The sequence below is a fragment of the Haloarchaeobius lipolyticus genome, assembly GCF_051208015.1.
GTDB lineage: Archaea > Halobacteriota > Halobacteria > Halobacteriales > Natrialbaceae > Haloarchaeobius.
The window spans coordinates 1-12,040 of record NZ_JBPKGF010000005.1 but is presented as its reverse complement, the minus strand read 5'-3'; the positions used below and the strand labels follow the sequence as shown (position 1 = coordinate 12,040).

Genomic DNA, 12,040 nt, shown 5'->3' with positions numbered 1-12,040 from the left:
CTGGCAGGTTCCGTAACCAGCCCCAGACATATATCATGATTGACCAAAAGCTTCAATAGGCTATGCGTTGGCTTTTTAAAAAGTATGCGCACAGACTTGTGGAGATACGTGTTCAAGCGACTTCTCACAGTTATCCCCGTGGGATTCATCGCGACGATCGCGATCTTTCTCCTGGTACGGGTTGGACCGGGGAATCCAGTCGTCATCATGCTCGGGAAAGGAGCATCGGACGAGACGATTCGAGAGATGGAACGGAAGTTCGGACTCGACCAGTCGCTCCCGATGCAGTATATCGATTGGATAACGAGCGTGCTGCAGGGAGACCTCGGTCAGTCGATCGTCATCTCTTCCGGCGCGGAGGTCCTGCCGATGCTGATCGGTCGGCTACAGGTGACCCTGACGCTGGGGCTCTTCGCCCTCCTGTTCGCCATCGTCATCGCTGTCGTCGCCGGCACGATCGCCGCGACGTATCACGGGCGCTTCCCCGACTATATCGCGACATCGATCTCGGTGCTGGGTGTGTCGATGCCCAACTACTGGCTCGGCTACATGCTCATCATCATCCTCTCGGTCAATCTGAACCTCCTCCCGTCGTTCGAGTACGTCTCACCGTGGGCTCACCCGGTGGAGGGACTACGACACATCCTGCTCCCTTCGTTGACCATCGGCTTACCCATCTCGGCGGTTCTGGCGCGTATGTTACGGTCGGAGATGCTCGAAAAGCGTGACGAAGAGTACCTCGAAGTCGCGGAGGCGTTCGGAATCGACCGCAAGCAGGTGTTCGTACAGTACTGGCTACGTAACTCCCTCATCCCCGTGGTCACGGTCCTCGGTGTCCAGATCCGATATCTTCTGGGCGGGGCCGTCATCATCGAGGAGGTGTTCGGAATCGCCGGGAGTGGACGGCTACTGGCGTCGGCGATTTTCGCGTACGACTTCCAGGTGATACAGAGTACGGTACTCGTGTTCGTCGTGTTCGTCATCGCATCGAATCTCCTGGTCGACGTGGCCTACGCGGTGCTCGATCCGCGGGTGAACTACTGAACTGATACCAATGACTGCATCAGAGAACCTCCGAATCTCGCAATCGCTCACGAGAGCACATCGTATCGTTCGCAACAACCGCCTCCTCGCCATCGGGCTCGTCCTGATGTTCGCGACGATACTGCCTATCGTCTTCGCGCCAGTGGTCTCTCCGTACGACCCCGGCGAGATGGACCTCCAGAACGCGAACCATCCACCGTCGATCGACCACCCGATGGGCACGGACAACTTCGGTCGAGACGTCTTCGCCCGTGTCCTCTACGGTGGCCGAGTCAGCCTGATGATCAGTGTCTCGGGCGTCCTGATGGCGTTCACTATCGGGGCCAGTATGGGCGTCACTGCCGGCTATTTCGGCGGCCGACTGGACGAGCTGTTGATGCGGATCATCGACGCGCTGATGGTGTTCCCGAGCTTCGTCCTGGCACTGATGCTCGCACCGGCCCTGGGTGGTGGACTGGTGAGCGTCGTCGTCGCCATCGGCCTTGTCTTCTCGCCGAACTTCGCTCGGATAAGCCGTGGGAGCACGTTGACCGTCAAAGAGGAGGCGTTCATCGACGCAGCGAAGTGTCTCGGCTTCTCTGACAGGAGGATCATGCGCTCGGACATCTTCCCGAACATCCTGACGCCCGTGATGGTCCAGGGAACGATCCTCGCAGGCTACGCGATCATCGTCGAAGCCGGGCTGTCGTTCCTCGGCCTCGGTGTCGCGAAGGACGACGCCTCTCTCGGGCTGATACTCGCCGCTGGACGTGAGTTCATCACCAATGCGCCCTGGATAATCGTCATGACCGGGCTCTATATGACCGTGATGATCCTCTCGTTCAACCTCATCGGCGACGGCCTGCGCGACACGCTCGATCCGAGCCTCGAACAGGAGGTCGGGGAGGCGAAAGAATGAGCGAGCGGATCCTCAGCGTCGACGGGCTGCGCACGGTCTTCAAGACGAATCAGGGGGACGTCACTGCCGTCGATGGCGTCAGCTTCGACGTCGACGAAGGCGAGATCGTCGGTATCGTCGGTGAGAGTGGCAGCGGAAAGACCGTCACTGCGAAGTCGATCTTGCGGCTCATCCGGAGCCCGGGTGAAATCACCGATGGCACCATCGAGTTCAGGGGAGAGAACGTCCTCGAATTCGACGAACAGCGGCTCAGGGAGGCACGTGGGCGAGATACCGGGATGGTCTTCCAGAACGTGTCCAACTCGTTCAACCCCACGAAGACCGTCTGGTGGCAGCTGCGGAACATCGTCGAGCAGAACACCGACCTCGAGAGCGACCTCCCATCGCTGTTCTCCCGACTTAAGGGCGACGCCGCCCACCCGCGCGATGAGATCGACGAAGCGATCGCCGAGCTGTTCACCGACGTCGGTATCCCGGGTGGAAGCGAACGTCGTGAGGACTACCCGCACGAGTTCTCGGGCGGGATGCTCCAGCGGTCGCTCATCGCGATGGTCCTCGGTTGCAAGCCGGACCTGATCATCGCGGACGAGCCGACCACCAACCTCGACGTCACGGTCGAGGCCCAGATACTGAAGCTGCTCTGGAAGCTGCGGCAGGAGCTCGGGACGACGATCCTGTTCATCACCCACGATCTCGGCGTGGTCTCCGAACTCTGCGACCGCGTCATCGTGATGTATTCCGGTCGGATCGTGGAGGAGGGGCCGCTAGAGGACATCTTCGATGCGCCGAAGCACCCCTACACGCAGGGCTTGCTCCGTTCGATTCCGCGGCTGGACAGCGACGAGGAGTTCCTCACCCAGATCGATGGAACCGTCCCCTCTCCGCTGGACCTTCCGGCGGGGTGCCGATTCGCCCCGCGGTGTCCCGCGGCGACCGAGGAGTGCCACGAGATCGACCCGGAGATGCGGACGGTCGGAAACGGAACGACGGCATGCCATCTGTACCCATCGGATGGTTCTGCCTCACAGCAGGAGGAGGTGAACTTCGATGAGTAACCAACAGACCCAGAGAACGCACGCAGAGACCGAAGCACGACCCCCGATACTCGAAGTTTCGGGGCTGAAGAAACACTTCACACAGAACGATAGCATCCTCGACTTCTGGCGGCCGACGGAGGCCGTCAGGGCAGTCGACGGCGTCTCGTTCGATATACGCCAGGGTGAGGTTCTCGGACTCGTCGGAGAGAGCGGATGCGGAAAGACGACGACGGGCAAGATGATAGTCGGACTCCTGGAAGCGACCGAGGGGTCTATCGAGTACGATGGCGTCGATATAACCGACATCGACTCACCTGAGCGAGCCAGACAACGGCGGAACATCCAGCTCGTGTTCCAGGACCCGTTCTCGAGCCTCAATCCGCGAAAATCGATCGGGCAGATCCTCCGGGAACCGCTTGTTAAACACGACATCGTTCCCAGGGACGAACTGGACGAGCGGGTGGACGAACTACTGAACACCATCGGCCTCGACCCGTCGTTCAAATCGCGCAACTCCAGAGATCTCTCCGGCGGGCAGGCCCAACGGATCGGTATCGCACGTGCGCTGTCCGTCGAACCGGACCTCATCGTCGCCGACGAACCCGTCTCGAAGCTGGACGTCAGCGTGCAGGCACAGATAATCAACCTGCTGAAGGACCTCCAGCGACGGCTCGATCTGAGCATCCTCTTCATCGCGCACGACCTGAAGGTCGTCAAGCACATAAGCGACCGTGTGGCCGTGATGTACCTCGGTGAACTCGCAGAAATCGGGAGCTCCGAAGCGATCTTCGAGAACCCGCAGCACCCGTACACCCGCTCGCTCCTCGACTCGATTCCGAACCCCGAGGAACGACGGTCTATCGCGGACAAGACGGTCCTGGAGGGGGAACCTCCGGACCCGACGAACCCGCCGTCCGGGTGCAAGTTCCACCCGCGATGCCCAGAGTACATCGGCGGGGAGTGCGAAGGGAGGAACCCGGAGCTACAGGACGTCGAAGACCAGCGAGTCGCCTGCCACCTCTACGATTCCTGACGGCGAGGTTCGCTGACCAGCCTCTCCTGTTCCGACGACGACTCTCAGAGCGAACAGTGGTCACCCAGACGCTTCGAACGGCACTCGAACGATTTTGACGACTCTGAAACCACTGCTCACGTACGGCGTGATGACAGAGAGAACGACAGTCGAGCTAGATCAACCGTCTCAGTACGGGGTTAGATAAGTCCGACTCCTTCGAAACGGGGGAGCGACCTCTGACTGTGCGAGATGAAGGAGGATGGGATAGCGGGTAGAGTCCTATCGCTGCTCGGCAGTGGCTCGGTCGGCCGCGTGTTTCCCGGCGATTCTCCCACTCGCCAGCGCCTGCGACAGGCGACCGATGTAGTACTGCTCGTTCGGGTTTCCGACGTCGATTCCGGTAGCGTAGAGGCCCGGAATCGGGTTGTAGAAGACGTCCTTGGGGTCCAGCGTCGCCTGCTCGGAGAGCGCAGTACAGCTCGTCGTCCGACACAGGACCTCTGCGTTCACGTTCACGTCCAGTCCACCCATGGTGTAGGTGATGCCGGGACGAACCTCGACAGCGTAGAACGGTGCTGAGTCTATCGGGTCGCGGAACCGTTCGCGGGGCGGGTCCAGTGGCTCCTCTCCAGGCTTTTCGACGGCAGCGTTGAACGCCTCGACCGTCTCTATCGCCTTCTTCCCATTCACTCCCTGGTCGGAGAGCTGGTCGCCGAGTTGGTCCAGCGTCGGTGCTTCGAGGACGGTTCCGCCGAGTTCTCTCGCGCGCTCGACCATCGCCCCGACGTTACCGCTGACGAACGACTCGTCGTACAGGCGATGGTCGAGGATGTAGAACGCCTCACCCTCGGCTCGCTTCAACATGTCCCGGATGAGTGGGCCCTCGAGGTCTCCAGCGGATTCGTCGGTGAAGCGGCGACCTCTCCGGTCTACTGCAATCGCCTTCGGGCCGTAGTACTGGGTCGCTTCCATGTACTCGTCCGGCGTGTAGCTCGCCGGCGGTGCGAGCATCGAGTGACCGTCGAACTTCGAGAGGCCCGTCGTCGTCTTCGCACCGACGTCCTGTGCGGCGAGGAAGCCACCGCCGGTGCTCCAGGGGTCGGAGCGGAGCACGAACTTGTCCGCGTTATCGGTGATGTACTGCTCGATGAGACGTTCGTTGCCGCCGTAACCACCGGTCGCCAGGATGACGCTCCTGGCCTCGATCTCGAACCGGGCGTCTGGGCCCTCTGCGACGACGCCCGCGATGGAGTTGTCGTCGCCCATGCGGAGACTCGATAGCGGTGTTTCGAGGCGGAGCTCTCCGCCCTGCTCCTCTATCACGCCGACCATGTGTTCGATGAAGTCCACGGGGTCGATCTGCTTTCCGGTCCCGGAGTACTCGTGCATGAGCTCCTTGACGGTCACCCCGTGCGATTCGAGCCAGTCGATACCCTTCGAGAGCGGTTCGTAGACGTCTATCTGCGGTTGTGCGTCTTCGTCGACGAGTATCGCACCGTCGGACCAGCGGGTCTTCCCTCCCGGCCGCGGTGCTTTCTCGAGTACGATGACATCAGCACCGGACTCGAGTGCTCGAACTGCCGAAACCAGGCCGGCCATTCCCGAGCCTGCGACTACTACATCAGTCTCTAGCGAGCGGTCGTCCATAGCAAATTGGCCACGGACTTGAACTAAAGTGTTTTGGTACTCGAAGTGATAAAACGTGGACGCCCCTCCCCAAGCGGCCGGCAGGGACCGGATGTGCTGGTGAACCGATTCGAGCCGAGATGACCCTCGAATGTCCGAATCCACAGCATCCTCGGCCAGTCCGGGTGTCTCTCCCGAGCACTTATCTTGCGGAGGGCCGATTGACCGTCCATGCCGAACGAGTACACTCACACACCGGTGTCTGTGAGAGACAGGGCTGCAGTCGTCCTCGGTGGGACCGGTGGTATCGGCCGCCAGATCGCACTCGGGTTCGCCGCGGATGGGGCGGACGTCGTCGCAACAGGTCGTAGCGCGGAGCAGGTGGAGGAGGTCTCCGCGTCACTGTCAGAACTGGGTGCATCGACTACCGAAGTAACGTGCAACGTTCGTGACCGGGACTCGCTGGTCTCGGTTCGAGATGCTGCAGTCGAGGCGATGGGTGGCGTCGACGTGCTCGTGTACTCAGTCGGGACGATCGCAGGTGGAGAGATCGGCACGTTACCCGAAGACCAGTGGGAACGGACTCTCGAGATCGGACTCACCGGTGCATACCGCGCAATCCAGGTCTTTAGCGAGGTCATCGACGAAGGGAGCATCGTCGTCATCTCCTCCATCTCGGCACAGGTCGCCCGGGCGCAGCGCGCTGCGAACTGCTCGACCAAGGCCGGGATCAACGGCCTCGTGCGAGCAACCGCAGTGGACCTCGGTCCAGAGGTCAGGGTCAACGCGATCGCACCTGGGTTCATCGATACGTCGTTGCTGCGGGGTGCGCCTGCGAACGACGACGTCTACACCGACGTCCTGACCACGACGCCTGCAGAGCGCATCGGAACACCGTCCGACCTCGTCGGTGCGGCTATCTACCTGTCCAGCCCTGCAGCAGCGTACACGACGGGCTCGGTCCTCACGGTCGATGGTGGGTACTCGATAACCACCGATTAGCGGGAATCGATTCGTTCCTCTATCGATTCGCTAGAAAACTATTTATACAGGCAGCTACAGATACGTGTAGTATGGTACCTGATGACGGGCCAGTTTCTGGTAGCCGGAGCCGCAGGGAGACGCTGAAACAGATCGGAGGGGGTCTCGCGCTCGCAACGCTTGCGGGCTGTATGGGCGGTGACTCGTCCGAACAGACGTCCAAAGGTGACTCGCCGACGGGTGGATCCGCCAGTGGTGGGTCGTCGAAACTTCGGGCAGCGCTGGTCGGGTCTGTGAACATCAGAACGTTCGACCCACCCAACGTATCGCTCGACGCCACAATGCGTGCCCTCTACGGAGTCTACGAGGGCTTGACTACCTACGACGAGAACATGGGTGTCCAGCCGCAGCTCGCCACGGAGTGGGAGAAGGTCGACGACACCTCCATCCGCTTCACGCTGAAAGAGGGCGTGACCTTCCACGACGGAAGCGAGATGACAGCTGAGGACGTCAAGTTCTCGCTCGAGCGCTACGCGTCGCCGGACGTGCAGAAGTACTCATACTGGTCGACGCTGGAATCCGTCGAGGTCGAAGGCGACCACGAGGTCGTCATCACGACGGAGATGCCGTTCGCTCCGCTGCTGTCCTTCCTGACGGGCAACAGCCGGAGTGGTGGCCACATCATGCCGAAGGGGAGTTCCCCGGAGGACCTCTCGACTCAGCCGGTTGGGACGGGCCCGTACCAGTTCGAGTCGTACCAGGAACAGTCGAAGATCGTCCTCTCGAAGTTCGACGATTACCACGTCGACGGGGTTCCACACGTCGACACGGTGGAGGTCCCTATCATCCCCGAGAAGAGCACGGCCGTCTCTGCCCTGCGGAGCGGGGACGTGGACATGATCGACCGCGTCCCGAGTCAGACGCTCGACACGCTGCGGAAGGATGGTGACATCTCGCTTCCGACCATCAAGGGTGGACTCGCGTTCCGGTGCATCATGTTCAACAACACCACCGAGCCGTTCGACGACGAGAAGGTCAGACTCGCCTTCGCCAAGGGGTTCCGGAACAAGGACATCATCGACAACGTGATGAACGGCGAAGCGGTCAACGCGACGGGACCGATTCCGACGAGCCACGAGATGTACTCGGAGCTCCCACACCACCAGAAGTACGACCCCGAACGGTCGCTGGAGCTCATCGAGGAGTCGAGCTACAGTCTCTCCGAGATACAGGGGATGGACCTCGAGATGCTCACCTGGGGGTCGGGCTTCTGGTACCAGTTCGCGAAGATCGCGGCGACGCAGATCGGGGCCACCCTCGATACCGAGTTCACGGTGACGTCGATCCCCTACCAGAAGGCGTTCACGCAGGTCGATGAGCTCAGCTACGACATGATCAGCTGGGGCTGGAAAGGACTCACCGCAGCCGACTCGTACGTCTACCAGTATCACGAAGATGGCGGGAGGAACAAATACCGTGGCTACTCGAACGACCGGGTGAACGAACTCGCCGACAAGGCCCGCTCGACGTTCGACCCGGACGAACAGCGAGAGATATACAAAGAAGCACAGGACATCATCGCTCGCACGGCTGCGGATGCGTTCATCTTCCACCCGAACCTCTACATCGCACATCAGAACTCGGTCTCTGGCTTCGAGATTACACCACAGAGCGAGTACATCGGACAGCTGGTGGACGTCAAGAAATCGTAACCGGATTACCTCCCTGCCGTGTTCTACCCGGTTCCCGGCCGAGGTTCCTGCTATTCTCTCTCGTTCTCGAATGCAGTGGGTGTGTTCGTATCAGCGGCTGTGCGTAGCTGTGTAGTGACGTCTATAGTGGGACGACTGTCTCGTGAGACCGGGATAGAGTCGTCCACGCAGCGTCGTCAGGTATCTTTCCCAGTATCATCGAACTCCCACTCGACTTCGGACCAGACCTTGTTTGAGGAACACAAACAACCAAAATACTCTGTTGTAGTATAGAGTTGGTCTTTACCAATTTTCATGAGCAAATTAATATGAATCGTGTGGATCTCGGGAACGTCGGTTGCTCCCGAGTTCTTTCACGGTGGATTTTCATTATAATTTCGAGATTGTGTTCGGACCGGACTACCATGCCGGTGAACAACGAGGATGAGTGGGAACGATCTCCGATATCACTCGCGGCTTGTTTGATATCTACGAACACAATTCGATTCATACACTTTCGGTCACAGCTCGATGGGGACGCACTGCAGATTGGCACGATATCGACGAACCGGTCTCGGGACCTCGATGACGGTGGAGCATAGAGTGGTACTCTCGCGATACGAGTCAGCAGACCACGACCAACCACGAGTTCCAAACACTGCACGGCAGTGGACACCGTGGTTGTGACGACAAATTTGTTACACCCATATTATCGTAACAGAATGGGCACAGGGACTATGAAAACCAGACAGCATCCTATATCAAGCGAGCGACCCGTTCGCACTTAAATGTACGGCTCTCCCGAACTATGCTGGTGAGCATGGCGTGTTCCTGTCTCTCACGGTGTGTGGGCCCTGTTCTCAGACAAGCGGCAAAAATCACGTTCCCGAACCACGAATCAGTATATACGAAATGTGTAGAATCGAATCCACACAGGAATATTTCGCGGTCAGACGAACAGAATTAACTAGCATGATAAATGTGCAAGTTATTCACATAGGGTGTGTGGATATAAATATTCGGCTCTCCCGAACAGAGGTATGGGGGCCGTGGACAGGCGTTCCAACATCTACTCAGCGCGGTATCCGGTGGCGTCTATCGCTGAACAATGAGCCGGAGGAGTACATCTAATAGGGCACCCCACGAGTCCACGGACATGGGTGAACACGACGCCACGCGCGGGCTCAAGACGACCGCCATCTCGCTCGAGTTGGTCGACCATATCCTCGAGCTGGAAGGGGCGACGATGACCGAACTGACGGAGGTCACGGGGCTCGCGAAGAGCACCGTCCACACCCACCTCTCGACGCTCGCGGAGTACGGGTACGTGGTGAACGTCGACAACCAGTACCAGCTCGGGGCGAAGTTCGCCCACCTGGGAGACTACGTACGGACGCGGAAGGCGTACTACCGCATCGCGACCGAGACCGTCTCCTGGCTCGGCAACGAGTCGTCCATGGAGGCCGACTTCGCCGTCGAAGAGCACGGCCGGATGGTCTCGCTCTACGGTGACCTGGAGTTCGCGAACTCACCACGGTTCCTCATCGACGGGAGTCCGTTCCACGTTCATACGACCGCCTCGGGGAAGGCCATCGTCGCCGAGTATCCTGACAGCAGAGTACGGGAGATCATCGACCGCTGGGGGCTCCCGGCGTCCACGGAGAACTCCATCACGAGCGAGGACGAACTGTTCGAGGAACTCGAGCGTGTCCGCGAGTTGGGCTACGGCGAGAATAACGGGGAGGCTATCGATGGCTTCTGGGCCGTCGGGAAAGCCGTGAAATCGCCCCGCGGCGAGGTCTATGGGTCGCTCAACCTGAGTGGGCCGGCCTACGCCGTCGACGAGGAGACGAAAGCGACGCAGGTCGAACTGCTCGAACAGGGAGCCGAACGCTTCGAGCAGGGTATCGCAGAGCTGTACCAGACGCGCGGGACTGCGAGGAGAGAGGACTGAGGCGTCGGGCCTTCAGGCAGGAACGTTCTCGGACGGGACCACGCCGTCGTCGGTCCAACCACGTCGCTCGTAATACTCCTCGAGTGCCGCCTCGAATCCGTCGAGCTGCTCGGCGTACGGGAGCGTATCGTCCGCCCGGTCGAAACCGCGCTCGTTGTTGAAGTGGCGCTCCAGTCGGACGATTCTGTCACCGACTGCGAGCAGGTCGTCGAACTCTGCACCGAACAGCAGCTCGTACCGTTCTGGAGTCATGAAGTCGCGGGAGAACTTGCAGACGACACCGCTGTCGTTGAGCGCCATCTGGTTCTCCTTCTCGATGAGGCGCTTCGGTTTGCCGTCGAAGCCCTCGGGGGGATAGGCGTCGTCTTCCTCGACGAGCGGGTACTCCTGGGAGTAGAAGACGGCGTACATGTGGTCGGCGCCGCGGTTCGCCACCGCGTACGAGAGCCCCTGCCCGTGGAGCACGCGGCCCTCGTGTGCGGCGAAATCCATCCCTTTCACCGTCCAGTCCTCGACACCCAGGTCGTCGTGAGCTCGAGCGATTCCCTCCGCGAGGGTGTCCCCGACACCCTCGCGGTGGGCGATCTGTTCGACGAGGTCGTGGACGAGGTCGACGTTCCCGAATTCGTCCTCGCTGGCGAGGTAGGCCGCGACGGTGTTCCCCGCGGAGATAGCGTCGAGACCGTACCGGTCGCACAGCTCGTTCGACTTCATCACGTCCACGATGTCGTCGACGCCGGAGTTCGACCCGAACGCCATCGCGACCTCGAACTCGGGACCCTCGGTCTCGACCCCACGTTCTTCGTCCTTCGTCGGGAGCTTGCACGCGAACGCGCAGGCGGAGCAGGTTCCCTTCTTGTACTTCTTCTCCGCGACCGCGTCGCCGTTGATTCCCTCGACGCCCTCGAACTGCCGTTCGGAGAAGTAGTACGAGGGCAGTCCCTCGAGTTCGTTGGCGAGGTCCATCACGGCGACCGTGCCCTGTTGCTTCATGATGTGGTCTTCCGTGGCGGCCTCGCGGTGTATCTCCATCTGGGTCGAGGGAATCTCGGTGTCTGGGGCGGAGTCACCGGCGAAGGTGAGCGCCTTGACGTTCTTCGAACCGAGGACCGCGCCGAGGCCGCCGCGGCCGAACGCCCGCTCCTCGCTCGTCATGATGGACGCAAACCGAACCTGGTTCTCGCCCGCGGGACCGACGACCGCGGTCTGGTCAGCGCCGATACCGTGCTCGTCGTCGAGATAGGAGACGGTCTCGGGGACCGTCGCACCTGCGAGGTCGGGGACGGGTTCGAACTCGATTCCCTCGTCGGTGACGTGGAGGACGACGAGTTCGTCGCTTTCGCCCGTTATCTCGAGGGCGGAGAGTCCGGTGTCGGCGAAGTGGCGCGACATGAAGCCGCCAGCGTTGGACGAACAGAGGCCGTCGGTCAGCGGCGAGACGGCGGTGCAGTTCATTCGACCGGTGAAGCTCATGTCCGACGCCTGCATCGGGCCCGTGGTGAAGTAGACGCGGTTCTCCGGCCCGAACGGTTCGGCGTCGAACGGGACGCGGTCGTGGGCGAGCTTCGTGGCGACGCCCCGCCCGCCGATGTACGATTCGAGCACGTCGTCGATGGTCTCGGTCCGTGTCTCTCGTGAGTCGAGGTCAACACTGCGCAGTGGCCCCTCCGTGTGCAACATTGTCACGAACTCGTGCTGCGAGCCAGTAATCATTTGCGGTTACGGTACCGGTCACAGACTCGGTCTTCGAGCCGATTCGTGGACAAATTATTTATGACTGTTTCTCATGGGTCA

9 protein-coding genes are annotated in these 12,040 nt (G+C 60.7%); 7 read left to right on the top strand and 2 right to left on the bottom strand.

Going from position 1 to position 12,040, the window contains the following annotated elements; genetic code table 11:
* Positions 1-84: 84 nt before the first annotated feature.
* The 4 genes from ACSC1Y_RS15305 to ACSC1Y_RS15290 are packed head-to-tail and all read left to right on the top strand — an operon-like array spanning position 85 to position 4,012.
* Entirely contained in the window at positions 85-1,044 is a 960-nt protein-coding gene (locus tag ACSC1Y_RS15305) for an ABC transporter permease (protein WP_435335803.1), read from the top strand.
* 10 nt (positions 1,045-1,054) lie between these two features.
* Complete coding sequence (locus ACSC1Y_RS15300) at positions 1,055-1,942, top strand: ABC transporter permease (RefSeq protein WP_435335802.1); 888 nt, start codon at positions 1,055-1,057, stop codon at positions 1,940-1,942.
* A complete protein-coding gene (locus ACSC1Y_RS15295; protein WP_435335801.1) occupies positions 1,939-2,997 on the top strand; it encodes an ABC transporter ATP-binding protein in 1,059 nt (352 codons plus the stop codon). Before ACSC1Y_RS15300 ends, ACSC1Y_RS15295 begins: the two co-directional genes overlap by 4 nt.
* Positions 2,990-4,012: an ABC transporter ATP-binding protein gene (locus ACSC1Y_RS15290; protein ID WP_435335800.1), complete on the top strand. Its 1,023-nt coding sequence runs from the start codon at positions 2,990-2,992 to the stop codon at positions 4,010-4,012. The genes ACSC1Y_RS15295 and ACSC1Y_RS15290 overlap by 8 nt, the downstream gene beginning before the upstream one ends.
* A gap of 261 nt (positions 4,013-4,273) precedes the next feature.
* Here the strand turns inward: ACSC1Y_RS15290 and ACSC1Y_RS15285 are convergent, their stop codons facing one another.
* Positions 4,274-5,641, bottom strand: coding sequence for an FAD-dependent oxidoreductase (locus tag ACSC1Y_RS15285; protein WP_435335799.1), 1,368 nt, complete (start codon positions 5,639-5,641; stop codon positions 4,274-4,276).
* A 210-nt stretch (positions 5,642-5,851) separates the two neighbouring features.
* Here ACSC1Y_RS15285 and ACSC1Y_RS15280 point away from each other — a divergent pair, with 210 nt between their 5' ends.
* The 3 genes from ACSC1Y_RS15280 to ACSC1Y_RS15270 all read left to right on the top strand — a co-directional run bounded on the left by ACSC1Y_RS15280 (position 5,852) and on the right by ACSC1Y_RS15270 (position 10,246).
* Entirely contained in the window at positions 5,852-6,622 is a 771-nt protein-coding gene (locus tag ACSC1Y_RS15280; protein WP_435335798.1) for an SDR family NAD(P)-dependent oxidoreductase, read from the top strand.
* A 71-nt stretch (positions 6,623-6,693) separates the two neighbouring features.
* Complete coding sequence (locus ACSC1Y_RS15275) at positions 6,694-8,313, top strand: ABC transporter substrate-binding protein (protein ID WP_435335797.1); 1,620 nt, start codon at positions 6,694-6,696, stop codon at positions 8,311-8,313.
* 1,135 nt (positions 8,314-9,448) lie between these two features.
* Positions 9,449-10,246, top strand: a complete 798-nt coding sequence (locus ACSC1Y_RS15270; protein ID WP_435335796.1) for an IclR family transcriptional regulator — start codon at positions 9,449-9,451, stop codon at positions 10,244-10,246.
* A gap of 12 nt (positions 10,247-10,258) precedes the next feature.
* Here the strand turns inward: ACSC1Y_RS15270 and ACSC1Y_RS15265 are convergent, their stop codons facing one another.
* The gene (locus ACSC1Y_RS15265) at positions 10,259-11,926 is read right to left on the bottom strand and encodes an aldehyde ferredoxin oxidoreductase family protein (protein WP_435335795.1); all 1,668 of its coding nucleotides are present in this window, start codon (positions 11,924-11,926) and stop codon (positions 10,259-10,261) included.
* Between the last annotated feature and the right edge of the window lie 114 nt (positions 11,927-12,040).